The following is a 24,549-nucleotide window of genomic DNA, read 5'->3' on the forward strand; positions in this document are numbered from 1 at the left end:
ACATCTATTAAACTAATTCAAATACTCCGGCAGCACCCATTCCGCCACCAACGCACATCGTTACAATCCCGAACTGCTCTCCACGTCGCTTCATCTCATGTAATAAAGATAAAGTTAGTTTAGTACCAGTACAGCCAAGTGGATGCCCTAATGCAATCGCCCCACCGTTTACATTTACACGTTCTTCATCAAGACCTAAGTGACGAATAATTTGAATTGATTGGGAAGCAAATGCTTCATTTAATTCAAATATTCCAATGTCAGATAAGCTTAATCCCGCTAATTTAAGAGCTTTTGGAATTGCTTCAACTGGTCCAATTCCCATAACCTCAGGAGCTACTCCAGCGACTGCAAAAGAACGGAATTTTAATAATGGACTTAGTCCTTCAGCTTCCGCTTTTTCGCGATCCATTACTAAGACTGCTGCAGCCCCATCACTTGTTTGTGAAGAGTTTCCAGCCGTTACTGAACCTCTTACATTAAATGCTGGTCTTAATTTAGCTAATACTTCAGAAGATGTACCTTCACGAACACCCTCATCTTGAGAGAAAGTAAAATTCTTTTCTTCTAATTTATTGTTTGCGTTAACTGAACGTAGCGTTACATCTACTGGAACGATTTCGTCTACAAAACGCCCTTCTTTAATAGCTGCTGCTGCGCGTCTATGACTACGTACCGCAAAAGCATCTTGATCTTCTCTTGAAATACCATAACGATTGGCAACTTGTTCAGCAGTATGCCCCATACCCATATAATACTCAGGTGCATTTTCTACTAATCTACTATTTAAACGAGCAACATGCCCTCCCATTGGTAGTAAACTCATTGATTCTGCTCCGCCCGCAATAATCGCTTCAGAATGACCTAACATAATTCGTTCACTTGCATAAGCAATACTTTGTAAACCTGAAGAACAATAGCGGTTCACTGTAATTCCTGGAACTGAATGCGGTAATCCAGCTAGTGCCCCAATATTGCGCGCCATGTTGAATCCTTGCTCAGCTTCCGGGGATGAGCAACCAAAAATAATATCATCGATTGGACCATCGTAATTTCCTGCACGCTTTAATGTTTCTTTTACAACTAATGCCCCTAAATCATCTGGACGAACTGTTGCTAGTGATCCTTTTTTCGCTTTACCTACAGGTGTTCTCGCACCCGCTACAATAACAGCTTCTCTCATGTTCTTCCCTCCATCTTTAGATTAATTACGTAACGGTTTTCCTTTTACAAGCATGTGTTGCATACGTGCTTGAGATTTCATTTCAGAAATTAAACTTAAAAATGCTTCACGTTCAATATTTAATAAATACTCTTCGTCTACTAACGTTCCGAATGGTACTTTTCCACCTGCAATTACATAAGCTAATTTCTTAGCAATTGTTAAATCATGTTCACTAATATAGCCAGAATAGTACATTGAGTTTGCACCAGCTAATAAAGTTGCATAACCAGACTCACCAACTACTGGTACTTTTTCACGAATTGGAGCGCTATAACCTGCTTCATATAACTCAAGTACTCGTTGTTTTGCTTCATAAATTAAATGATCTGCATTAAATACTTTGCGATCTTCATGATTTAAGAAACCATTTTCAAATGCTTCTTGTGCAGAAGTCGATACTTTTGCCATTGCGACTGTTTCAAATACTCGATTTGCAAGACCTTGTAGATCAAACTCTACACCTTCTGGGAACTGTTTTAATTGTTTAATGTAAAGCTCTTTACTACCGCCCCCACCTGGGATTAAGCCTACTCCAACTTCTACTAAGCCCATATAAGTTTCAGAAGAGGCAACTACACTAGCAGCTGGTAAACAAATTTCAGCACCGCCACCTAGTGTCATACCATAAGGAGCTACAACTACCGGTTTATCTGAGTACTTAATTTTCATCATTGCTTGTTGGAATCCTTTAACTACCATTTCAATTTCAAAATAGTTATCATCTTGTGCTTCCATTAAAATCATTGCTAAATTGGCACCAACACAGAAGTTTTTAGCTTGGTTACCAATAACTAAACCTTTAAAATTTTTTGAAACTTCATCAACTGCGAAATTAATCATTTGCGTAATATCCATACCAATTGCATTGCTCTTTGTATGGAATTCTAAACATGCAACTCCATCTCCAAGGTCAATTAAACTCGCACCTGAATTTTGTTTAATCATTCGACCTTGTTCTTTTAAAATACTTAATTTTACTTCTTTATCATTTCTTACTAACTCTTCAAATTGACCATTATGATAAAAGCTTGTAACTCCATTGTCTTGCTTATAAAATGTTTCATTACCACGATCGATCATATTCTTAACCCAATTCGGTACAGTTAAGCCTTCACTTTCCATTCGTACGACCGATTTAGATACACCAATTGCATCCCAAATTTCAAATGGTCCTAAATCCCAGCCAAATCCCCACTTCATTGCTTGGTCAATTCCGACGATGTTATCAGAAATTTCACCAGACAATTCAGCCGAATAAACTAATACCGGACTAATAATGCTCCATAAGAAGTTACCTGCACGATCATCAGCGTATACAAGCGCTTTCAACTTATTCGCTAAGCCTTTAACTTGTTTGATGCTTTCAGTTGAAGCTGTTTTCAAGCTTTTTCTTTCTCCATATTCAAATGTGCTTGGATCTAATTCTAAGATTTCTTTACCTTGCTTTAAGAAGAATCCTTGCCCAGACTTACTTCCAAGCCAATTACGATTAGCCATTTCCTTCATAAATTCTGGAACTTTAAATACTTCTTTCTCTTCACCTTCTACTAGCTCATAAACATTGTTTGCAACATGGATAAATGTATCTAATCCAACTACGTCCAATGTACGGAATGTAGCACTAGAAGGGCGCCCAATCATTGGACCAGTAATTGAATCAACTTCTCCAACACTGTATCCGCCTTTTAGCATTTCTTGTACAGTTACAAGTAATCCATATGTTCCGATACGGTTTCCAATAAAGTTTGGAGTATCTTTTGCTAATACAACGCCTTTACCTAAAACGTCTTCTCCAAAACTTTTCATAAATGTAAGTACTTCTTCAGATGTATGTTTAGTAGGAATAACTTCTAATAATTTTAAATAACGTGGTGGGTTAAAAAAGTGAGTGCCTAAGAAATGTTTCTTGAAGTCATCTGAACAGTCTTCAGACATTGCTTCAATTGAAATACCTGATGTATTTGAGCTCACGATTGAGCCTGGTTTGCGGTATGCATCAACACTAGCTAATACTTGTTTTTTGATTGCTAAATTTTCAACAACTACTTCAATAATCCAGTCAACTTCGCTTAAACGACTCATATCATCTTCAAAGTTACCTGCTTGAATTAACGTTAAGTTTTTCTTAGATGCAAGAGGAGCTGGCTTTTGTTTCAATAATTTCTGAATAGCCGTTTGACTAAATCGATTACGAAATTCTTTGGAGTCAGTAGAAAGACCTTTTGCAGCATCTTCCTCAGATAGTTCTCTTGGGACAATATCAAGTAATAATGTTGGAATACCTATGTTTGCCAAGTGTGCAGCGATACCAGATCCCATCACACCAGAGCCGAGTACAGCGGCTTTTTTAATTTTTTGGATCATATGCATTTCTCCTCCTCATATCTTGAATGAATACTCATTCACTTTCTGGATAAAACAATCCATTATCAATGAGCCCTCTTCTTCCACTATATGATAAATTCTTATTTTTCGCAATAAACAAAAAGTTCAAATTAATAAATTTTATTTATGATCTAAATTCCTACCTCTGCTTTTTTTATCACACTCCATTTTTTACTAATAAGTTTATTTAAATAGGTTAGTCTAAGAAATGGAGGTGATAAGATATGAAACGTGAAAGAAATCCATCAAAGGGTGGAGTTAGTGCAGCAAGTGTTCAGGGTAATGCAAGTCATGGAGATCAAAGAGAAGAAAAAGGTAGACAAAGTAACAATCAGCAGTACGGTAAAAAAAATATGGGTCAGTAAGCTTTTTTCGCTCAAACTTAATAATAAAGCTAGGATCTTGCTGATTTAAACAATTATATGAATAATGTTGTTTTACTAATAACTTACTTATCACAAAAAAATCCTGTATAAAGAGAAAAAGGCTGACTAAAAAGGATCCTCACTCAATCCTTTTTAGTTAGCCTTTAATTTTAGAATTATTTACTGAACATACCTTTTAATACGAACGCCACGTTAGCAGGACGTTCTGCAAGACGACGCATAAAGTATCCGTACCAGTCAGTACCATAAGGAACATAAACTCGCATATTATAGCCTTCTTTAACAAGCTCTAATTGACGCTCTGTACGAATTCCGTATAACATTTGGAACTCAAATTGATCGTTTGGAATATTATGTTCTTTTACTAATTGTTTTGTGTACTCAATCATTGCTTCATCATGTGATGCGATTGCAGTAAAGTTACCGTTTAATAAGTGCATTTTAATGATTTTTTTGAAGTTTTCATCCACATCTTTTTTCTCTGGGAATGCTACTTCAGCAGGCTCTTTATAAGCACCTTTTACTAAACGTAAATTTGGTTTTAAGCTGTTTAAATCTGTAATATCGTTTTCAGTTCTGTATAAATAAGCTTGGATAACTGTTCCGATATTATCGTACTCAGATCTTAATTGCTTAAAGATACGGATTGTTTTTTCACAACGAGTGAAATCTTCCATATCAATTGTAACGAATACACCATTCTTTTTAGCTGCCTCTAAAATACGACGCATGTTTGATAAAACTAACTCGTCAGAAATATCAAGACCCATAGAAGTCATTTTTAGAGAACATTGTGAATTTAAATTTTCTTTTCCAATCGCTTCAATTGCTTCGATACAGTGATCAGCCATTTCATTTGCTTCTTCAACCGTGTCAACGAATTCCCCAAGATAATCAATTGTTACTTTTAAATTCTTTTTATTTAAGTCCTGAATAACTTTTGTAGCTAAATCGATTGTTTCGCCTGCAACAAAACGTCCTGCACCAAATCTTAGGCCATATTTTTTAGCCATTTTAGTTAAAAACTTATTTTTAGACATAAATAAAAAAGCATTCTTCATAACTTGTTCCATTACTCTACCCCCGAAATTAAACTTTACTTTTCTCTCTATATAGTACTAATGTATCATCTATTGAAATTTGTTAAAACAATTATTTAATAATTTGTCGAATTTTGTTTATTGAAAAATGTATGCCCTTACTTAATATTATATTATCATAATTTATATATGTCGTCATCTTTGAAAATTATGGATAAAGATTATTGCTTATTTTTGTTAGCCATAGCTTCTCTATGCTGGTCATTTAACGTTTTAATCTCTTTTATTAAATTAACAACTTCTTCTTTAGCTTGAGGATATGTATCATTCCAATGTTTTACTAATGCCGGCATTGATTTTGATATGTATGTATACATAACCCACTTTTCCACTTTTGCTTGTTTTTCCTCTGACCAATCTCCTAATAACAATTCCGTATATTTTTTTAGTAACGCATCAAATTTTGCTTCAAACTCATTTTCCAATTGAAATCACCTCTCCATTTTATTATTAAGTTTTCAAAATCTAATTTGAATCTTTCCTTTTTTTACCTAAACCTGTTTACTATGAAATTATATTATATCTTCAACCAGTAGTAAGATGATTATTAAAAAATGTAAAGTAAAATTAATAAATAGTATCTAACTTATTCAATTTCATAATTTGTTCATAATTTCACAAACTCGTAATCGTATTTTGTTTGTATACTATGAATGTGTTAATCAAAGAACGCATAGGGAGTGAAACCATTTGGAACGAGATAGTATCCAATATTGTATTGACTTAGCTCTTAAAAAAAAGAAAATACTAGACCAAAGCTTAGTTAAATATTTAACACGCGCTGCTTTAGCTTCTATTTATATAAGCTTTATTCTCATTGTTTGTTTAAAATTAGCAGAATTATTTAGATTACAAAGTTCACCATTTACATCTATAGCTTATCCATTCGTTTTCGCTACAGCATTAGTTATGATTATCTATGGTGGTGGAGAGTTATTTACTAGTAATACGATGTACTTTACGTTTTCAACTTTAGCTAAAAAAACTTCAAAACTAGATTTAGTAAAAAACTGGATCGCATGTTATTCAGGCAATATTCTTGGAGCATTTATTTTTGCAATTATTTACTTTTTAACAGGTTTAGCAAAAGATTTTCCTGCCGATCATTTTCTAACTGGTGTAGTCGACCATAAAATTCACGCTTCATTTTTCCACTTATTTTTTAAAGGTGTTTTATGTAACTGGCTTGTCTGTCTTGCTTGTTTTTTACCAACTAGATTTAAAGATGATTTAGCAAAAATGTTACTGATTTTTTTATTAGTATTTGCGTTCTTCTTCTCTGGTTATGAACACAGTATCGCAAATATCGCAGTCTTTACATTATCCTATATTATGCCGCATGATGTAGCCTTTACGTTTGGTGATGTATTGCATAATTTAATTCCAGTTACAATTGGAAACATTATTGGTGGTTCAGTTGGTGTCGGAATGGCATATTACTTCTTAAATAATGAACGAAAATTAGAAGTAAAAGAATTAAAACGCGTTTCGTAAACCTAATTTACCTGTCCTCTTTTTTTGGAGGACAGGTTTTTTCGTGCAAATCTAATTTTATTATGGTAATAATGATTTTATAATGAAAATTTTTCCTTTTTTGGTGGTGTAAAATTTGAAATACAATAATTTTGTTCGGTTGATCATGTTCATTTCATTACTATGTTTCCTTATATTATCATATGGCTTCGTGAAAGGTGCTTATACTGTTTTAAATCCTCAAAAAAGCAAACTAATTGTGAATAATAATACACAGAAAAATAATCAAAATGACAGTGTTCACAAAAACAATAAACTGAAGATTGTTGCATTAGGAGACTCACTTACGCGTGGTGTTGGTGATGATGAGGGAACAGGTTATGTAGGAAGAATAAAAACCATTCTTCAAAAAGAGTATAAACAACCAACAACAATCACGAATTTAGCTGTTAGTGGCGCAAAAACATCAGATTTACTTAACGATATAAAGAAAAAAAATATCCAAGAAACGATTGGCTCTGCGGACATAATCGTTCTTTCCATTGGAAGTAATGATTTATTTCCTGGCGCTAATCAATTAAACGAACAATTTTTAAAGACATATCGTCCAGATGAAAAAACGTTCAAAAATAATCTACAATCAATTTTTAAACTAATACGTCAAAAAAATCCTACAGCATCTATTTATGCATTTGGTTATTATAATCCATTTCATAATGTTCAAGGTTTAGATGCATCGTCAAGCTTTGTATCGAGATGGGATAATCTACTCGAATTAGCGGTACTTCAAACTAATAATGCATACGTCATTCCTACATTCGATTTATTTTTTAATGAAGAAAAGAAATATTTGTACACTGACCATTTTCATCCAAACAAAGACGGTTATATTGAAATGGCAAATCGCTTAACTAGTAAAATAGGAAGTCAGCTTCGAGGTGAGTCGAATGAATAAAGTTCTTAAATTAGATGGTGTTACAAAAAGCATTAAAGGAAAAGTACTAGTCGATAAAATTTCATTTGAAGTGTATGAAGGTGAAGTGTTTGGCTTTCTAGGTCCAAATGGAGCTGGAAAAACAACAACGATTCGAATGCTAGTCGGATTAATCAAACCAACAAAAGGAACGATTGAAATCGCTGGTTATCCAGTTAAAACGCATTTCAAAGAAGCGATGCGACAAATTGGATGTATTGTAGAGAATCCAGAATTATACGGATATTTAACCGGATGGGAAAATCTAAATCAATTTGCGAGAATGTTAGGAATTAAAGATGATAAAAAAATAAGCGAAGTTGTAAATTTAGTAAAGTTAACTGAGCGGATTCATGAAAAGGTAAAAACATATTCACTCGGAATGAAACAAAGATTGGGGATTGCTCAAGCATTACTTGGAGGCCCAAAACTTCTTATTTTGGATGAACCAACTAATGGATTAGATCCTGCCGGTATTCGTGAATTACGTGAATTTATTCATATGCTTGTAAAAGAGCAAAATATAAGTGTATTTATTTCAAGTCATTTATTAAGTGAAATCGAAATGATTTGTGATCGAGTAGGAATTATAAATAAAGGCAAAATGGTTAGAGTTTCAACAGTTAAAGAATTAGTAAAGGAAGCGGCTGAAAGAGTTGAATGGAGAGTTTCTCCATTACAAAAAGCGCTAGATTTATTAAAAAAGGATTCTACGATTCAAGATATCGTAGTAAAGGATGAACTTATCCTATGCCGAATGTCGCCTCTCAAAATTAATGAGGTCATTCAACATTTCGTAGCAGAAAATATACAAGTGAATGGCGTTAAAACAATGTCTGAAACATTGGAAGATTTATTCATGGAAATGACTGGAGGCGAAGTTCGTGGCTGAACTAATTAGACTCGTCTTTAACGAAATTGAAAAAATGGTAAGGAAACGAAGAATACTTGTTATCTTTTTCATTTTAGCAGTGCTAATCCCTATTTTTGTTTATGCTCAACTACAGCAAACTGAAGAAACAGTTAAAAGACTTGGTACTGATAATTGGAAAGTAGCACTTCAACAAAAAATAGTCGACCAACAAAATAGATTAAACTCATCAGGAATACCTGAAGAATGGAAAAGTTGGTTAAAGGTTCAAATTGATCAAGAGCAATATTATTTGGATAACGATATAAATCCTACTACGCCTGGTGCTCCTACATTTATACGAAAATTAATTGAACAAAGTATTGGGTGGCTACTTCTACCATTATTGGTCATGGTCATCACAATCGATATTATTTCTGGTGAGCGAAGCGACGGTACGATAAAAATACTACTAACCCGCCCCATCAAAAGATGGAAGGTTTTACTTAGTAAATACATATCAATTTGTTTATTAATCTCTTTTCTTCTCGTTCTATACGGTGTATTAGCATATGTCGTTTCAGGATTTGTTTTCAGCTTTAAAGGCTGGTCAGTACCTGTGTTAACAGGATTTGTCATCAAAAATAACCAGCTATTAACTGATTCCGTTCAACTGATTCCCCAATGGCAATACATCATAATGGCATTTGGACTTGCTTGGTTTGTCTGTATTATTATTGGAACTCTTTCATTTATGGTATCGGTATTAGTTCGAACTACACCCGCTGCAATGGGCATTATGCTAGCCGCTTTAATAACAGGAAGCGTCCTAAGTGGACTAGCTACATCATGGTCAGGGGCAAAATACTTCTTTAGTGTAAACCTTGGCCTAACTGACTACTTGGCCGGTCAACTCCCTTCCATTGAGGGACTGAACATGCACTTCTCTTTAATGAATTTATCCATATGGGGAGTATTAGCTTTACTAATCTCATTCATTGTATTTATTAAGCAAGATATGAATTAAATAAAACGGGGATCGAAAAAGTTTAAATTCTTTTCCGATCCCCTTTTCCTGTTTTATATACCTTAATCCTTTCCTGCTCTACCTGACCTTAATGGCTCAACATGAATGTGTGTATATTGAATTCCATGTTGTTCGCTTAATATCATTTCGATTTGGTCTGTGATGCCGTGACTTTTACTCACATCTATTCCACCGTCTACTTCTATGACTACATCTGCGATTGTTGTATTTCCGTACATTCTTGCTCTTAGATCTACAACTTTATGTACACCTGGTACTTTATCAACTGTTTCTGTAAAAAGATTCATTTCTTCTGGATCGAATCCATCCGTTAATAGGAGGGTTGCGTCATAAAAGATCTCCCATGCCGTTTTGCAAATAATGACACCTACTAAAATGGCTGCGATTGGATCGATAATAGGAAAACCAATCGAAGCACCTAAAACACCAATCGTCGTTCCGAAGCTAACTAATGCATCGGAAAAATTATCTTTCGCTGATGCCTCAAGCCCTTTACTCTTCGTTCTCTTAGCAACTTTATTATTATAAAAGTAAATGCCAAACATAAAAATTCCAGAAGCAAATGCCACTACAGCTGCTAGTCTATTCGGAGTTTCATATTCTCCTACGAAAAGTGATCGTATATTTTCAATAATAACCTGTAAACCAACTGACATCATAATAAAAGACGCAATTAAAGTAGCTATTTGCTCTGCTCTTGAATGTCCATAAGGATGGTCTAAATCTCTCGGTTTTCGTGCGATTCTTATTCCGATAAATACAGCCAAAGTCGCACCAATATCAGTTACATTATTAAGTCCATCAGCTAAAAGAGCACTAGAATCTGTATAAAAACTAACAAGTACTTTTACAGTCGCAAGAACTAAGTAGGAAATAACACTTAAAAAAGCAGCAAAGTCTAATTGCTTTTGAAGATTTTTCTCCATGAACTCACCCCGCTCTACTAAAAAATCATATGGGCTTATCATACCCATAATGCAATTTTTCCATTTTAAGTAAAAAAAAACAGATCCGAATAATCGAATCTGTTTTTATCATCCCTCTATTATTAAAGTGGCTTTGGATTATAGCTTGATCCCGTTAAATCTGTTAAGTCACAAACCGTTTGCCATAATTCAGGATAAAATTCAAATCGTACAGCACGTTCTAATGCTTCTGCTGGTACTCCTTTTAAGCTCTTTGTATTCATACCAATCATGCGTCGAACAAGTTGAATATGCTGTCTGCGGAATGATTGGAATCTTTCATCGAAGCAAGTTAATTCTTGCATTAATTGGAATAACTCAAAGTTTTTAGCTGCATCTTGATGTAATTGAACAGGTGTAAGTAAATTTTCATCTAATAAATCTTTAAAAGGCTGCCAAAGTGTTGGACCTAATTTTAAGATTTCATTAAATCCAGGAGAATCTTGACCGCTACCTCTTCCTAAAGCTAAACGAATAATATGATAGTCACTTGGACTTACTAGTTTTACCATATCAAATACTGCTGGTAAATGTACTAGGTGATTATTAATGCGTTGTAAGTGATGTGTTGCTTTCGTAACCTCTTTTGCACGCATGTGTTTATCTGCAAAATGAATAGATTGGATGATTAATTTAAAATGTAACTCAGCAATTTGGTGAACCGTTTGAAACGTTAATTCATCCGGACAAAATAATTCTTCGTCAGGTTTTTGTAAACTTAATAATTCTTCTGTTCGAATATACTTTTCGTAATCTGTCAGTTTTTTTTGCTCTTGTGTCATTTCTAAATCCCCCTAAACTAATTTACGTAAAACTGCTCGTACTGGACTACCATCTGCGTCTGTTAATGGTAGCGGTAATGCAATAAGCTCATACTCACCAGGAGTTACATTTCTTAAATCAATCGATTCAAGAATATGAATACCCGCATGATGAAGAGCATGATGTGCTTCTAGTTCCTTACTATCAAGTGGGTCTACTGAAGGTACATCTACTCCAACTAATTTAACGCCTTTTTCATGTAAAAACTCTGCTGCATCCTTTTCAATATGTGGAATTCTCTCTGGGAAAACGCTATCATTTTTCCATGAATTTGTTTTAATTAATAAACGTTCTACACCATCGAAATGAAAAGATTCTAAATCCGACTTTTTAATGCTATCTACTTCAATCAACTCGATTACTTTTGCAATCCCTACATATAAATTAGGATCTAAATCTATGACTCTCTTACCATTTTCATCAAAATGAAATGGTGCATCAATATGCGTTCCTGTGTGAGTACTGAAAGTTAACCTCCCAACATTAACAGAGCCACTTTCTTCTTTTGTCCAACTCAATTGGAATGAAAAATTTGTATCACCTGGCCATACAGGCATACCATCTTCAAGTCTTCTTGATATATCAATTAAAGTCATTGGCATACAACTCCTAAGCGATGATTTCTCGTTCATTCTTAAACTGTTCATATTGTTTCTCAACCATGATTTTCTTTAAGATTTGTACACTATTCCATACATCCACATAAGAAGTATAAAATGCGATTGGTGCTAATCTGATTACGTTTGGTGCTCTAAAGTCTGGAACAATCCCATTTAACTTTAATGCTTTACAAATCCTTGCAGCATCATCGTGTTCAAGACAAACATGTCCACCACGATCTGAATCATCAAGTGGATTACCAATTGTAAAACCAAAGTCACTTAATTCTTCATTGATTAAGCTCATTAGGTAAGCTGTACTGTGTAAAGACTTTTCTCGAATTTTTTCAATTGTAGCTTCTTTATACATTTCAAGTGAGCCAACAAGCGGTGCCATGCTTAAAATATGCGGGGTACCAATTTGATAAGCACCAACTGTATCAGACGGAACAAATTCATGCTTCATATCGAACTGCTTTTCTTTATTTGAACCGAACCAACCAGCTAGTCCAGGCATAGTCCCAAAATGTTTTTCGTGAACAAATAGGCTTCCCACTCCACCTGGTCCACTATTTAAATATTTATAATTACACCAATAAGCAAAATCGACGTCCCATTCATGGAACTGATGAGGGATTGCACCAACAGAATGGCATCCATCAAAGCCGATTACTATTCCTCGCTCATGTGCAGCTTTTGTTAATCTTTCTATATCTAATAATTGACCGCTTCGGTATAAAACAGTCGGAAGAATAATTAAGGCAATTTCATCAGTCATTGCTTCAATAATATCTTCTTCTCTAATTGTTCGACAATCACGGCTTTTAACTTGAATTAAATGAGTTTCTGGATCAAAGCCCTTTAATCTTAATTGACTTTGAATTGCATAAATATCAGACGGGAAGTTTAATTCATCTGCTAATATTTTCGTTTTCTGACCTGTTGGATGATAGAAAGAGGCAATTAATTGATGAAGATTTGTAGTTGTTGAACCAGTTACAATCACTTCATTCTCGTTTGCCCCAACTAATGGTGCACTTAATGCTCCCAATTTTTCTGCAAAATAATACCATGGATGATCGCCCTGCATCCATCCATCAATTGCAAGTGTCTTCCATGAATCTAATAAATCTAGTAAACTTTGTTCTGCTCTTTTTGAAAGAAGCCCTAGAGAATTTCCATCTAAATAGATTGTATTGGGTTGTAAGTAGAACTCACTACGATAATTTGATAATGAATCTTTTTGATCTAGAAATTCTGCAAATTCTTTTGTTGGTTGAAACATCCCCTTGTTTTACCCCCTTGCAAGAAATAACCTACTATATTAAAGGTATTGCGATTAATAATATATGTCAATATTTTCTGAATATAATATTAAATAAAAAAAGTGCCAACAAATCCAAAATATCCCTATCTTAGATTTTGACACAATTTATTCTTCGATTTAATTGCTTTTCCTTACAAATGTAGGTCCCGTTTCTTAAACGAAACATATGTGACAATAGTTAATATTACAATTAATCCGATTGAAATAGTTGTATAAATCCCATCAAATCCTCGACCATACATAATATCTTTCGCCTCAAAGTACTTAAAAGGTGTAAGATATTTTAACCCTTCAATCCGATTATTCAAATCAATTGCAATTGATAAAATAAATGTGATTAATAGAATACCAGTTGCATAAGAGGCAGCCTTTTTGGAATTTTTACAAACTGCAGCTACAGCCGAACCAATTACTAAAAATAATAGCTGTAAAATAAACATCCCGACCATTACCACTGCTATATCACCATTTACATTCTCACCTTTACTATACTTTCCTACTATTAGTACACTTGATATCCATGTAATACCGTTAAAAATAAGAATGTTTACTAGAGCACTCATTAATTTAGAAGTTATGATCTTAATTCTAGAAATAGGTTTTACAAATAAAAACTCAGCTGTTTTATCTCGCTCTTCTTTAGCAATTATATTAGCGCCTAGCATTGCCGCGTGAATCGTTGCCATTAAATATAAATATAAAACTAAGATGCCAAAATATCCGCTTGCCTTTGATAAATCTAGCGCTCCTGAGCCCATGATCGCTTGAAGGGATTTCGGCATTTGATTGAAGAGTTCAGTAATTTGACCATTCGAAGCTGTTGCTTTATATTTCGCCATTCCACTACCTACTAAAAAAACAATTCCGATACACCAAAAAATAATCGATTTACGATATGTCTTCATTTCTCTAAAAAATATGTTCATTTCCACCCTCCCTTTCCTTTAACTTATACTGCATGAACATCCCTCTTCTTATAAATCACATAGCTTGCAATCATTGAAACAATAATAATTCCGATCGACAAAGTTAAAAATGGTGATTCAAATTTCGAATGTGCAATTATATATTTCGGTTCAAAATATTTAAAAGGTGATAGAAAACGTTTGGCATTGCTTTCATCTGTAGCCACTACCATTCCAACTACAAAAAATCCGAAAACAATCGCAAGTGAAATTGATAGCACTGCTTTGATTTTTGGAAATACAACTGAAATTAAAATGCCAATTCCAAAAAAGAGTATCTGCGTAATAAACAACGAAACAGATAGTAATATAATTGACTTACTACTATAATCCGCTGTTTTTACGTACTCAGCCATTATAATAGTTGCTACTAGAAAGAATACATTTGTAATCGCTAATGAAACAATACCTGCAAAAATCTTTGAAGTCATAACTTTTGTTCTAGTAACTGGTTTTGTTAGAAGAAAATCGGCTGTTTTTTCACGTACTTCTTTTGAAATAATTGAAGTACCTAAAGTCATCGCTTGAATCGCTCCACAAAGAGAAATATAGATAAATACATACGAGTAAAATCCTAATATGTTACCAAAGCTTTCAATCTCAAGTCCCAGTGCTTTTCTTACTCCTGCCGGATAACCCTCTAGCACTTTTGAAAACTCTGCATAGTCCTTTGCAATAGCTGGGAATAAAGATAAGAAAAAAACGACGATTGCTATTAAAGAAGCCGTCCAAATGAAGGTGGATTTCCGATAAGCTTTTAATTCGTGTAAAAAAATATTCATTGCTTATTAGGCCTCCTTTTCATAATAATGTAAGAAAATTTCCTCCAGGTCAGGCTCTTCAATCCATAAATTTTCAATTTCGATTTCCGCTATTTTTTTCAAAACTTTATTTATATTGCCTTTAAAAATAAAGCTAATCGTTTTACCTTTGATTTCAATATTATTTACCCCTGGCATATTGAAGAAATTTGGATCTACTTCGTTTTGAATATCTATTTTAAATCGTTTGTAATTGTTTTCTTGTAACGTGCTTATTTTTTCTACTGTAACAATCTTACCTTCTTTAATAATTGCAACTCGATCACATAAACGTTGAACTTCACTTAAAATGTGTGATGAAAATAAAATCGTTGCTCCTTTTTTATTTTCCTCCTCTAATAAGTCAAAAAATCTTTGCTGCATTAAAGGATCAAGACCACTTGTCGGTTCATCCAATATAATTAACTTCGGTTCATGAAGTAATCCTTGGACAATCCCTACCTTCTTTTTATTACCTAAAGATAAATCATCAATCTTCTTCGTTAAATCGAGGTCCATAACTTCAGCTAATTCTTTTATTCTTTTCGTGCAATCTTTTTTATAAAAACTAGCTGAGTATTTTAACAAATCCATTACTTTCATATTGTCATAATAAAAAACTTCAGATGGCAAATAACCGATTTCTTTTTTTATTTCTGGAGCAAACTGTACACAGTCCTTTCCAAATATTTTAGCACTACCAGTCGTAGGATAAATTAGCGAAAGTAATGTTCGAATTGTAGTTGATTTACCTGCACCATTTGGACCAATGAATCCGAATATTTCTCCCTCTTCTATATTGAAACTTATATCTGTAATTCCTCTAGAATTGCCATAGGTCTTCGTTAAATTATTAATTTCAATCGCGTACATAAATGAACCTCCCGCTTTGTTTTGAAATATTTATTTGTGATTATTACAAAACTAGTATATACCTCAATCATAAAAAAGAGAATATGTTTTGAAATAATTTTAATAAAATATTTCAAAACATGATATACTATTATATAGATAATGACGGAGGTATCAATATTGGACGGATATAAAAAACGAACTCTGCAGAAAATGGAGAGCATTGAAAAAAGTACAACTAAATTATTGTCATTACCTTTAAATGATATAAAAATAGCAGATATTGCAAAGTTAGCGAATGTATCACAAGTATCAATTTACAATTATTATGGTAGTAAAGAAGCCCTACTAAAAGCTACAATTATTCGATTAATGGATCATCAATACGAAGAAACAAAACAAATGATTTCAAGTGATATTCCTTTTAATGAAAAAATTAAGGAATTATTTATTCGTAAGAAAAACGCTCTGGATATAATTAATCTTGAAATGTTTACAGCATTAATGAAAAAAGACTCAGAACTTCAAGAATTAGTTTTAGATTTTACAATGAACAAATCATTCAAAATGCTGATCTCGCTAATCGATGAAGGACGTTCATTAGGTTTAGTTCGAAATGAGGTTCAAAACCAAACATTATTAATCTATATCCAAGTCTTGAGCCAAGCTTTTTTAAATATGGACCAAACAACCTCACAATATATCCAACAAAAAGAAGTAGTAGATGAAATTATGAATATCTTCTTATATGGATTACTGAAACAAGAGGACTAAAATAGAATAATCGGCAGAATAGTTATAAAAAAAGGCATCTTTACTTAGGGAAAGATGCCTTCACGCTGTTGAAAAACAACCTTGTCAATTAACTTACCAATTTTCGTAAAGGAGTAGAGCGATGTTGATTTCCACTACAGGATGCGGGGTCTCAGCCTTCCCGCTTATCCCATAGGAGTCGAGCACCCCTTTCGTTCCAATCAACTTATTCATCAAAAAGAATTCTGCAATAAATCCTAATCAAATAGCCTTTACTTAGAATATCCTAACAGTTGTTTATTGATTAGTTTGTAGGTCAATTGATATCGAATTAATTAATAAACTAATCAATAAAAATTAGCTCATAATATTTTTTACTTCTGAAAAAACCATTACTGGTGTTATTTGAATCATAAAATTGATCATACATAATAAAATTTAAAACCATTAATAGCTAGATCATCCAAAAAATGAAAATTTCATCATTAATAAATGTTCATTTAATGTCCGTTTTCTCTATTGATCGTTTTATATTTGAACACCTAAAAGGCATCTTTACTTTTTGGAATATTCTTCTAGTCAAACTTATCCCTAGTTTTGTATTATCTTACCCTTTTTGTTCATAGAATGAATTACTTATATTTATTTTAAACTCTTGGAGGAGTATATGCGCAAAACGATTCTATGGCTTAAAGAAAATTGCGATGAAATTAAACGTGGCTTAATTGGTGGATTTACCATTTTCAGTCTAGCTGTTATTTTTTTCACAACTGATTCCTCAGTAGAATACAACCAAAACGCATGTCTTAAATGGGAGTATAACAAATCTGCACAATTCAACGTTTGCTCAATTTACAAAACATCTAGTACTAATACCATTCCATACGGATCAATGCTGAAGGAGAGATAGAATAGAGTAAAAGGATAAGGCGCTTTACCTTATCCTTTTTTCTATTGTCCAGCAACGTCCCTCTTCTTAAAGATTTCGCCAGCAGTGACAAGAAATATTAAAATATAAATGATCAATACTGCTATAGAAAATTCAATTCTCATGCCGTTTTCTATATTGATCCCCTTTGTATAAACTGTTAAATCAGTGTGCATAAATGGTAAGAACTTAGACCAACTTTTCTCTCTTAATAATGTTCCTATCCCATCGGAAGTTGCTAATAGGATTATACTTATTAATAAAGAAATACTACTTGTCCTTAAAACTGTTGATAAGAAATAAGCAACAGCAACAAAGAACAAGTATGGTAGTAGATTAATTAAATAATCGTTTAGTAAACTTGGTAAAATACCTTGCTCTACTACATGATTGTTTACATATTGTAATACTGGTTGTGCACTAAAATTTAAACCGTTTAACGCGCTACCTATAATGAATGAGTAAATAATGATTGCAAAAGAAAAGATGAAATATAATATTACCAAACTGATAAATTTTGCATAATAAATCATTCGTCTTGTTGATGGTTTAACGAGCAAGAAATTTATTGTTTTCCACTGATGTTCTTTTGACATCATATTACTTGCAAAATAAATCAGAAGGATTCCAATAATGTTCGTTACGACTGCACCTTTTTTCATAAAGTCCAACACAGTGTGTTGTTGAATTGGTGAAAAATTATGTGCAAGACGATACTTATTGATCTCATATGTCTCTTTTTGCTCTTTTGCAAATGCGGGCAAGTCGGAAGAGTTTTGCCCTGCTAATACTTCTTCTATCTTTTTATTTTCTATTTTTAATTCTGTTCTCCAGTTTTCAGCTTTTGCTGCTCCGCTTTCCTTTTCTACATAATCCCATCTTCCAAGGACAATAATTGGGATAAATAGTAAAATTAGCGTGATGATAAATGATTTTTGAACGAATATTTTACGTAATTCGTTCTCTATTAATCGTATAAAATTACTCAATGACATTTCCTCCTGTCAATTGAATGAACAGATCTTCTAACCTTTCTTTTTTGCGCGTTACATAATAAATCTCTATTCCTGCCAGTACCAACTCTTTCATTAATGAAGGAATATCTTCCTCATCAATTTCAAAAATAATTGATTGATCATTAATAATGTCAAATTTGTACTTGTTATCTCGATTTGTAAAACTATTTTCAAAAACTTTCGTGCTTTTTACCACTATTTCTATAAAAAACTTCTCACCACTTTTATCATTCAGCTCAATTGATTCAACAAATTGACCATTTTGAATAATGATTGAGCGATCACAAATCAATTCTATTTCAGATAATAGATGACTAGATAGTAGGATTGCTGTTTGTTCGACCTCAGCAATCCGTTTTAAATAATCACGGATTTCTCTTACTCCAGCCGGGTCCAATCCATTAGTTGGCTCATCTAAAATTAAAATTGAAGGATTATGTAATAACGCTTGGGCAATTCCTAATCTTTGCTTCATCCCTAATGAATACGTTGAAAACTTTTTATGTATAGCATGCGAAAGTCCAAGTAAATCAATAACCTCAAGAACTCTCTCCTTCGAGACACCTTCTAACATTCGAGCAAAATACATTAAATTTTTATACCCACTATAAAAAGGATAAAATGCAGGAGTTTCAATCATTGCTCCGATATGTTTGATTGATTCTTTAAAGTTTTCCTTAATCGAATTGCCTTGGATATAAATCTCACCACTCGTGATACTCATAAGTCCAACAATCATTCGCATTGTCGTCGTTTTTCCTGAACCATTTGGCCCAAGTAAACCTAAAACTTCCCCTTTATATAACTCGAAACTAATATCTTTAATAATCTTTTGATTGCTAATCGTCTTATTTACACTTTTTAGCTCAAGAACAATATCTCGATTCATCTTGAGGCCTCCTATTTCTGCAATAATAACTTACTAACTATAAAGTTTTCCCCTTCCTTTTCTCAATAATTAATGCTATTCTCATGGAAGGAATTGAAAGGAGAACATCATGAAAAGAATACCATATTACTTAGTATTTGGCTCATTTATCCCATATTTATTAATCTTTGCTTTACCTTTTTTACCTGTTTCTGGGAGCTTAAAAGCCGGTCTGATCGCTCTATTAGTTATTCTTGGAGAAGGAATGTTTTGGATTGGTGGAGTATTTGTAGGGAAAGATGTTATGACGAACTATCGTAAAAAACTGAGCCCAGCAAAATGGTTTAAAAATAGAAGAAAACAAGAAAATTGATGAATAAAGGGATGCTCTCATAAGTAGCCCTTTTTTTTATGCAAAATGTTGGTTGTGGATAGAATGCGGACAGAATGTGAAATTTGTTGATAAAGTTGTTAACAATGTTTATAAAGTAATGATTTTTAATTCATAAAGACATTAGAGTCAAATTAAGATCGACTTTGTCTGTTGATAACTAGTGAATTCAGACTAAAAAGTACAAACTTATATCGAACATTGTTGATAACTTATGAACTTTGTTAATCTATTGTGTGAAGCAATAGATCTAGGAATCTCTCTAATTCTGCAAAAATTTAATTAAATTTCACAATAAAAAAACCCACAAATTTGTGGGTAGTACCAAAAACAATTATTTACCTTCTAGTTGCTTCCATTTATTTTGCATTACAGGTGGTTCATAGTTATGCATTAGTTTTAGTAGGTCGTCTGCATTTTCTGCAATAACAAATAATGAAAGTGTATTTTCGTTCATAAATCCTTCTTTTACAGCATGTTTAAGCAAATCTAACACAGGGCTAAAGAAGTTATCAACATTTAATAAACCAATTGGCTTATTGTGGATTCCAATTTGTGCCCAACAAATAATCTCAAATAATTCATCGAAAGTACCAATTCCGCCCGGCAGTGCAATAAACCCATCGGACATCTCGTTCATTAAAGCTTTTCGCTCATGCATTGATTCTGTCTCAATGAATTGCGTTAGCCCTTTATGGGCAACCTCTCCACGAAATAATCCACCAGGCATAATGCCAATGACATTTCCACCTTGTTTTAACAATTCATTTGCAATTTCTGCCATAATTCCTAGTCTTGATCCACCATAAATTAAATCTATATTATTACTAGCAAATAAGGCACCTAGTTTTTTTGCTTGAAGACTAAATGACTCTCTATTCCCAAGATTTGAACCAGCATAAACACAAATTTTCTTCATAAAATGTCACTTCCTTCGATGTATTTTACTTTATTTTAACATATCTTTCGATTAGGATTGTAAAGATAAAGTTAACTAATTTTTTTAGGAGTTGAAAAAATGAATTTAGGTACTATTGGAACAAGCTGGATTACAGAAAGTTTTATCGAAGCTTCAAAGGATAGTAAATTGCTTAATTTAACAGCGATTTATTCTAGAAATGAAGAAACTGCAAGGGCATTTGCTACAAAGCACAACGCTCCTAAGTATTTTACGAATATTGAAGAGTTAGCGACAAGCCCTGATATCGACGTAGTATACATAGCATCCCCGAACTCATTACACTATGAACAAACCATTTTATTATTAAAAAATAATAAACATGTCATTTGTGAAAAACCAATTTTCTCAACAATTAATGAGTTAGATCATGCCTTTAAAGTTGCAGAAGAAAATGGAGTTTATTTATTTGAAGCTATTCGTAACTTCCACTCACCTAACTTTACAGCTTTAAAAAAAGGTCTAGAAAAAGTCGGCCAAATTAGAAGTGCTAATCTGCATTATCTACAATATTCTTCTAAATATGATGCATTCCTTAGAGGTGAGAATCCAAATGTTTTCTCTCCAGAATTTTCTGGTGGGGCATTAGTAGATTTAGGTGTTTATCCAATTTACGTAGTAATTGGTTTATTTGGAAAACCAGCCTCAGTAAATTATACTCCTGTTAAATTGCGTACCGGTATTGATGGTAGTGGTACATTAGTGTTAAATTATGAAAACTTCACCTGTAGCATCCAATGCTCTAAAGTCTCTCAATCATATATTGAAAGTGAAATTACTGGTGAAATCGGAACTTTAGTTATTGATAAGCCATCTCCAATTTCAAAAATTACTTTGATTAACCATAAATCAAAGCACCGTGAGTCTTTGGAAGTTAGCCAAGTCCCGAATGATATGCTATATGAAATCCAAAATATTACTAGCATAATAAAAGAATCAAATCAAACAGAATATGAAAACTTAAAAGAGCTTAGCAAGCTAGTTTTAACAGTAACTGAAACTGCAAGAAAGCAAGGCGGAATTGTATTTGGAGTTGAAAATAAAGAAAACTAGCCGATTGGCGAGCCTTAGGTGAAGACAGAGGCGTAGTTGCACTTTTACTTAATTCCTAAAATTGGCAACTAACGTCGAGTTTTCTTCTGCGCTTCCAATTTATACTTTCTAGAGAAATTAATAAAAATACCAGTTATCCGATTAGGTGGATACTGGTATTTTTATTTATAGCTTAATTAAGCGTTAGGATTCTCTTCTTATAATCCTAAAAGTAAACTTTGGATATCAATAAAATAGGCGAAATAACCCATTTGAGGAATAGATGTTTTTGGAACTACTATTTTATGTAAGAGCTGATTAAAAAGATTAATCAGCTTTATTGTTTTTTAATATACAACAACCCATCCTACTCCTGGCACAAAGTACCATCTTCTACCACCAAGGATATAATACCCTCCAGACCAATAACCTCCTGGTCCAGGAAACCCATGTCCCGGCCCATATCCTGGTCCGTGCCCATGCCCTGGTCCATATCCTGGCACATGGCCGTGTCCATATCCTGGTCCATATCCTGGCACATGGCCGTGTCCTTGACCTGGCCCATATCCTGGCATTTGACCATGTCCTGGCACTTGACCATGTCCTGGCACTTGACCGTGTCCTGGCATTTGACCGTGTCCTGGCATTTGACCGTGTCCTGGCATTTGACCGTGCCCTTGACCTGGTCCGTATCCCGGTCCCTGTCCTTGGCCTTGGCCTTGGCCTGGTTGAGAATAACCCGGTCCAGGATCTCGGCTATAAAGTTCATCAAATATCATGCACTCACCACCTAAATAGAATCATATCCCTATAGTATATTAATTCTGATGATGGCACGAGCAAGTACTAAGACATTTAACTAACTTATTTATTTAATTGATGTTTTTGCCTATAAGTTTCTATAAATCCTATATTAGATACTTTAATTTAATATTCAATACATTCTTCAAGTTCTTTATATAAAGCGGTACATTTCATTTCTAATTCTTCAAGTTCTCGATGATAATTCTGTAAAATGTTTAGATCATTTTCATGTAACATTTGTTTATTGATTTCACTGATTGCTTCTTCCAAAGAATAGATTTCATTTTCAATGTCTTCGATCGTTCGCATTTTTGTTTTTATTTTTATCGGTTTAGAATACGAATTTGTTTTGATTACTTTTTCTTTTTCTCGATTATTTCGATTGATTGTCATTTTTTCTTTCGCAATTTGGTATTCATCAATAAATTCGAAAAGCTCTCCATTGTCTAGCCAATAAATTTTTGAAAATAGCTTGTTAATGAAATAACGGTCATGCGAGACAGAAAGAATCGTTCCTTTAAATTTTTCAAGAGCGTCTTCTAGTACTTCTCTAGATTCAATATCTAAATGGTTAGTAGGCTCATCTACGATCAATAAATTAATATCTTGATACATAAGTTGAGCTAATCTTAATCTCATTCTCTCTCCACCACTAAGTTGACTTACTTTACGATAGACCATATAGCCGTAAAATAAAAAGCCAGCCAATATATTACGTGCTTCACCTTCTGTAACATGTACTTCCTCTCTAAATTCCTGAAGTACTGTGTGATCCGAATGAACAGGTTCGTAATGTTGTGACAAATAACCGATCTTTATGTTACTGCCCAGTTTAATTTTTCCTTCCTCGATTGATGACTGTCCTAAAATCATCTTCAACAAAGTTGATTTACCCGTCCCGTTATCTCCTACAATTACTGCTCTTTCGCCATAATATAATGAAAAGTTAAGCTGATTAAATAAAACTTTGTCTGCAAAGGATTTTGAAAGATTCTCGGCAACAATTACATCTTTTCCACTGCGACCAGAGTCCTCTAATTGAAATGCCATTTTCTTTTTTTGTAATATCGGGCGTTTTAATCTCTCAATTCGTTCTAGCGCTTTTTCCATACTTCTAGCTCTTCTATGCAAACCTGCATTCGGTGGGTTTGCTTGATTAGCCCATTCTCTTAAACGTTTAATCGTTTCTTTCATTTTTTGTATTTTCTTTTGCTGCTCCTCATAAGCCTGGAATTCTTTTAGTAATCTTTCTTCTTTTTGAATAACATATTGTGAATAATTCGTATGGTAGACGTTAATTTCTCCATCTTCTAATTCTAAAATATGATTGACAACTTCATCTAAAAAATAACGATCATGCGAGATGACAATAATCGTTCCTTCGTACTCCTTTAAGTATGAACCTAACCACTCAATAGCAGATAAATCTAGGTGATTTGTTGGTTCATCAAGTAATAGTAAATCAGATTGTTGTAAAAGCACGATTCCTAATCCAATTTTTGTTTTTTCTCCACCACTTAAAGAAGCAAATTGTTTAGTAAGTAAATCGGTAATCCCTAAACCATTAGCAATTTTCGCAAGTGAAGCCTCCATCTCGTAACCACCGTTATTACTAAACTTCTCTTGTAATGTTCCATAACTTACTAGCAATTGTTCTAAAGTACGTTCATCTACCGTATTAGACATTTTTATTTCTAATTGCTTCATTTCATTTTCTATTTTTCGTAATTCTTCAAAAACCGTTAATAATACATCCCTGCTAGTCATCTCATCTGGAAAAACAGGAATTTGAGCTAAGTAACCTGTTTTTAATCCTTTTTTAAAATGAATTGAACCAGTGTCAGGTGCTTCTATGCCCGTTAAAAGTTTAAAAATACTAGTTTTACCGCTTCCATTTGCTCCAACTAAACCTACACGGCTACCTTGATGTATTTGAAATGATAATTCTGTAAAAAGTGAATTTCCACCAAACATTTTTGAAATTTTTTCTATACTACATGCAATCATGATAAATTCTCCTTCTATTTTC

The 24,549-nt window shown here is 33.4% G+C and carries 25 protein-coding genes; 9 read left to right on the forward strand and 16 right to left on the reverse strand.

Features of this window, described 5'->3' with window-relative positions:
- Positions 1–7: 7 nt before the first annotated feature.
- Together AN960_RS06980 and AN960_RS06985 are read right to left on the reverse strand one after the other, a co-directional pair.
- The gene (locus tag AN960_RS06980; RefSeq protein ID WP_056468795.1) at positions 8–1,183 is read right to left on the reverse strand and encodes an acetyl-CoA C-acetyltransferase; all 1,176 of its coding nucleotides are present in this window, start codon (positions 1,181–1,183) and stop codon (positions 8–10) included.
- Between the two features lie 21 nt (positions 1,184–1,204).
- Complete coding sequence (locus AN960_RS06985; RefSeq protein ID WP_172795399.1) at positions 1,205–3,586, reverse strand: 3-hydroxyacyl-CoA dehydrogenase/enoyl-CoA hydratase family protein; 2,382 nt, start codon at positions 3,584–3,586, stop codon at positions 1,205–1,207.
- A 248-nt stretch (positions 3,587–3,834) separates the two neighbouring features.
- Here AN960_RS06985 and AN960_RS24390 point away from each other — a divergent pair, with 248 nt between their 5' ends.
- Positions 3,835–3,975, forward strand: a complete 141-nt coding sequence (locus tag AN960_RS24390) for a YuzL family protein (RefSeq protein WP_098232476.1) — start codon at positions 3,835–3,837, stop codon at positions 3,973–3,975.
- 176 nt (positions 3,976–4,151) lie between these two features.
- Here AN960_RS24390 and AN960_RS06990 read toward each other — a convergent pair whose 3' ends face one another.
- Complete coding sequence (locus tag AN960_RS06990) at positions 4,152–5,069, reverse strand: proline dehydrogenase family protein (RefSeq protein ID WP_056468798.1); 918 nt, start codon at positions 5,067–5,069, stop codon at positions 4,152–4,154.
- Between the two features lie 188 nt (positions 5,070–5,257).
- Positions 5,258–5,521, reverse strand: a complete 264-nt coding sequence (locus AN960_RS06995) for a DUF2573 family protein (protein WP_056468800.1) — start codon at positions 5,519–5,521, stop codon at positions 5,258–5,260.
- Between the two features lie 265 nt (positions 5,522–5,786).
- Here AN960_RS06995 and AN960_RS07000 point away from each other — a divergent pair, with 265 nt between their 5' ends.
- From AN960_RS07000 to AN960_RS07015, 4 genes are all read left to right on the forward strand, one after another.
- Positions 5,787–6,590 (forward strand): formate/nitrite transporter family protein, encoded by an 804-nt coding sequence (locus AN960_RS07000; RefSeq protein WP_056468803.1) that lies wholly within the window; start codon positions 5,787–5,789, stop codon positions 6,588–6,590.
- Between the two features lie 115 nt (positions 6,591–6,705).
- Entirely contained in the window at positions 6,706–7,524 is an 819-nt protein-coding gene (locus AN960_RS07005; protein WP_056468805.1) for a GDSL-type esterase/lipase family protein, read from the forward strand.
- Positions 7,517–8,434, forward strand: a complete 918-nt coding sequence (locus AN960_RS07010; RefSeq protein ID WP_056468809.1) for an ABC transporter ATP-binding protein — start codon at positions 7,517–7,519, stop codon at positions 8,432–8,434. Before AN960_RS07005 ends, AN960_RS07010 begins: the two co-directional genes overlap by 8 nt.
- Before the next feature lie 25 nt (positions 8,435–8,459).
- Positions 8,460–9,419, forward strand: coding sequence for an ABC transporter permease (locus AN960_RS07015; protein ID WP_286131635.1), 960 nt, complete (start codon positions 8,460–8,462; stop codon positions 9,417–9,419).
- Positions 9,420–9,481: 62 nt separating this feature from the next.
- Here AN960_RS07015 and AN960_RS07020 read toward each other — a convergent pair whose 3' ends face one another.
- The 7 genes from AN960_RS07020 to AN960_RS07050 form a co-directional block, all read right to left on the reverse strand.
- On the reverse strand, positions 9,482–10,366 hold the full coding sequence (locus AN960_RS07020; RefSeq protein ID WP_056469044.1) for a cation diffusion facilitator family transporter: 885 nt from the start codon (positions 10,364–10,366) through the stop codon (positions 9,482–9,484).
- 122 nt (positions 10,367–10,488) lie between these two features.
- Positions 10,489–11,187 carry a tryptophan 2,3-dioxygenase family protein gene (locus tag AN960_RS07025; RefSeq protein ID WP_025672328.1) on the reverse strand — a complete coding sequence of 233 codons (699 nt, stop codon included), beginning with the start codon at positions 11,185–11,187 and terminating at the stop codon, positions 10,489–10,491.
- 12 nt (positions 11,188–11,199) lie between these two features.
- Positions 11,200–11,829 (reverse strand): arylformamidase, encoded by a 630-nt coding sequence (gene kynB, locus AN960_RS07030; protein WP_056468812.1) that lies wholly within the window; start codon positions 11,827–11,829, stop codon positions 11,200–11,202.
- Positions 11,830–11,836: 7 nt separating this feature from the next.
- Positions 11,837–13,111 carry a kynureninase gene (gene kynU, locus AN960_RS07035; RefSeq protein ID WP_056468815.1) on the reverse strand — a complete coding sequence of 425 codons (1,275 nt, stop codon included), beginning with the start codon at positions 13,109–13,111 and terminating at the stop codon, positions 11,837–11,839.
- 173 nt (positions 13,112–13,284) lie between these two features.
- Positions 13,285–14,079 carry a DUF2705 family protein gene (locus AN960_RS07040; protein WP_056468818.1) on the reverse strand — a complete coding sequence of 265 codons (795 nt, stop codon included), beginning with the start codon at positions 14,077–14,079 and terminating at the stop codon, positions 13,285–13,287.
- Between the two features lie 23 nt (positions 14,080–14,102).
- Positions 14,103–14,900, reverse strand: a complete 798-nt coding sequence (locus AN960_RS07045) for an ABC transporter permease subunit (RefSeq protein ID WP_056468821.1) — start codon at positions 14,898–14,900, stop codon at positions 14,103–14,105.
- 6 nt (positions 14,901–14,906) lie between these two features.
- Complete coding sequence (locus AN960_RS07050; RefSeq protein ID WP_056468823.1) at positions 14,907–15,791, reverse strand: ABC transporter ATP-binding protein; 885 nt, start codon at positions 15,789–15,791, stop codon at positions 14,907–14,909.
- A gap of 159 nt (positions 15,792–15,950) precedes the next feature.
- On the opposite strand from AN960_RS07050, the gene AN960_RS07055 reads away from it, so the two are divergent.
- Together AN960_RS07055 and AN960_RS07060 are read left to right on the forward strand one after the other, a co-directional pair.
- Entirely contained in the window at positions 15,951–16,544 is a 594-nt protein-coding gene (locus AN960_RS07055) for a TetR/AcrR family transcriptional regulator (protein WP_056468826.1), read from the forward strand.
- A 646-nt stretch (positions 16,545–17,190) separates the two neighbouring features.
- On the forward strand, positions 17,191–17,433 hold the full coding sequence (locus tag AN960_RS07060) for a hypothetical protein (RefSeq protein ID WP_056468829.1): 243 nt from the start codon (positions 17,191–17,193) through the stop codon (positions 17,431–17,433).
- 41 nt (positions 17,434–17,474) lie between these two features.
- Here AN960_RS07060 and AN960_RS07065 read toward each other — a convergent pair whose 3' ends face one another.
- Together AN960_RS07065 and AN960_RS07070 are read right to left on the reverse strand one after the other, a co-directional pair.
- The gene (locus AN960_RS07065) at positions 17,475–18,440 is read right to left on the reverse strand and encodes an ABC transporter permease (RefSeq protein WP_056468832.1); all 966 of its coding nucleotides are present in this window, start codon (positions 18,438–18,440) and stop codon (positions 17,475–17,477) included.
- Positions 18,433–19,356 carry an ABC transporter ATP-binding protein gene (locus AN960_RS07070; protein ID WP_056468835.1) on the reverse strand — a complete coding sequence of 308 codons (924 nt, stop codon included), beginning with the start codon at positions 19,354–19,356 and terminating at the stop codon, positions 18,433–18,435. The genes AN960_RS07065 and AN960_RS07070 overlap by 8 nt, the downstream gene beginning before the upstream one ends.
- Before the next feature lie 109 nt (positions 19,357–19,465).
- Between AN960_RS07070 and AN960_RS07075 the strand changes: the two genes are divergently transcribed.
- The gene (locus tag AN960_RS07075; RefSeq protein WP_056468839.1) at positions 19,466–19,708 is read left to right on the forward strand and encodes a transporter suffix domain-containing protein; all 243 of its coding nucleotides are present in this window, start codon (positions 19,466–19,468) and stop codon (positions 19,706–19,708) included.
- A gap of 352 nt (positions 19,709–20,060) precedes the next feature.
- On the opposite strand, the gene AN960_RS07080 is transcribed toward AN960_RS07075, so the two are convergent.
- Positions 20,061–20,645 (reverse strand): LOG family protein, encoded by a 585-nt coding sequence (locus tag AN960_RS07080; protein ID WP_056468841.1) that lies wholly within the window; start codon positions 20,643–20,645, stop codon positions 20,061–20,063.
- Positions 20,646–20,744: 99 nt separating this feature from the next.
- On the opposite strand from AN960_RS07080, the gene AN960_RS07085 reads away from it, so the two are divergent.
- Positions 20,745–21,737 (forward strand): Gfo/Idh/MocA family protein, encoded by a 993-nt coding sequence (locus tag AN960_RS07085; RefSeq protein WP_056468844.1) that lies wholly within the window; start codon positions 20,745–20,747, stop codon positions 21,735–21,737.
- Between the two features lie 326 nt (positions 21,738–22,063).
- Here AN960_RS07085 and AN960_RS07090 read toward each other — a convergent pair whose 3' ends face one another.
- Together AN960_RS07090 and abc-f are read right to left on the reverse strand one after the other, a co-directional pair.
- Positions 22,064–22,495 carry a hypothetical protein gene (locus AN960_RS07090; RefSeq protein ID WP_056468846.1) on the reverse strand — a complete coding sequence of 144 codons (432 nt, stop codon included), beginning with the start codon at positions 22,493–22,495 and terminating at the stop codon, positions 22,064–22,066.
- Between the two features lie 148 nt (positions 22,496–22,643).
- Positions 22,644–24,527 carry a ribosomal protection-like ABC-F family protein gene (abc-f, locus tag AN960_RS07095; RefSeq protein ID WP_056468849.1) on the reverse strand — a complete coding sequence of 628 codons (1,884 nt, stop codon included), beginning with the start codon at positions 24,525–24,527 and terminating at the stop codon, positions 22,644–22,646.
- Positions 24,528–24,549: the final 22 nt, after the last annotated feature.

Origin of the sequence: Bacillus sp. FJAT-25509 (genome assembly GCF_001420605.1) — a bacterium.
GTDB lineage: Bacteria > Bacillota > Bacilli > Bacillales > Bacillaceae_G > Gottfriedia.

Excerpts from the sequence above, each read along its gene's own strand:
- AN960_RS06980 (WP_056468795.1), bottom strand. The coding sequence starts at position 1,183 with ATGAGAGAAGCTGTTATTGTAGCGGGTGCGAGAACACCTGTAGGTAAA.
- AN960_RS24390 (WP_098232476.1), top strand. The coding sequence starts at position 3,835 with ATGAAACGTGAAAGAAATCCATCAAAGGGTGGAGTTAGTGCAGCAAGT.
- AN960_RS06990 (WP_056468798.1), bottom strand. The coding sequence starts at position 5,069 with ATGGAACAAGTTATGAAGAATGCTTTTTTATTTATGTCTAAAAATAAG.
- AN960_RS07010 (WP_056468809.1), top strand. The coding sequence starts at position 7,517 with ATGAATAAAGTTCTTAAATTAGATGGTGTTACAAAAAGCATTAAAGGA.
- AN960_RS07020 (WP_056469044.1), bottom strand. The coding sequence starts at position 10,366 with ATGGAGAAAAATCTTCAAAAGCAATTAGACTTTGCTGCTTTTTTAAGT.
- AN960_RS07025 (WP_025672328.1), bottom strand. The coding sequence starts at position 11,187 with ATGACACAAGAGCAAAAAAAACTGACAGATTACGAAAAGTATATTCGA.
- kynB (WP_056468812.1), bottom strand. The coding sequence starts at position 11,829 with ATGCCAATGACTTTAATTGATATATCAAGAAGACTTGAAGATGGTATG.
- kynU (WP_056468815.1), bottom strand. The coding sequence starts at position 13,111 with ATGTTTCAACCAACAAAAGAATTTGCAGAATTTCTAGATCAAAAAGAT.
- AN960_RS07040 (WP_056468818.1), bottom strand. The coding sequence starts at position 14,079 with ATGAACATATTTTTTAGAGAAATGAAGACATATCGTAAATCGATTATT.
- AN960_RS07045 (WP_056468821.1), bottom strand. The coding sequence starts at position 14,900 with ATGAATATTTTTTTACACGAATTAAAAGCTTATCGGAAATCCACCTTC.
- AN960_RS07050 (WP_056468823.1), bottom strand. The coding sequence starts at position 15,791 with ATGTACGCGATTGAAATTAATAATTTAACGAAGACCTATGGCAATTCT.
- AN960_RS07060 (WP_056468829.1), top strand. The coding sequence starts at position 17,191 with ATGCGCAAAACGATTCTATGGCTTAAAGAAAATTGCGATGAAATTAAA.
- AN960_RS07070 (WP_056468835.1), bottom strand. The coding sequence starts at position 19,356 with ATGAATCGAGATATTGTTCTTGAGCTAAAAAGTGTAAATAAGACGATT.
- AN960_RS07075 (WP_056468839.1), top strand. The coding sequence starts at position 19,466 with ATGAAAAGAATACCATATTACTTAGTATTTGGCTCATTTATCCCATAT.
- AN960_RS07080 (WP_056468841.1), bottom strand. The coding sequence starts at position 20,645 with ATGAAGAAAATTTGTGTTTATGCTGGTTCAAATCTTGGGAATAGAGAG.
- AN960_RS07085 (WP_056468844.1), top strand. The coding sequence starts at position 20,745 with ATGAATTTAGGTACTATTGGAACAAGCTGGATTACAGAAAGTTTTATC.
- AN960_RS07090 (WP_056468846.1), bottom strand. The coding sequence starts at position 22,495 with ATGATATTTGATGAACTTTATAGCCGAGATCCTGGACCGGGTTATTCT.
- abc-f (WP_056468849.1), bottom strand. The coding sequence starts at position 24,527 with ATGATTGCATGTAGTATAGAAAAAATTTCAAAAATGTTTGGTGGAAAT.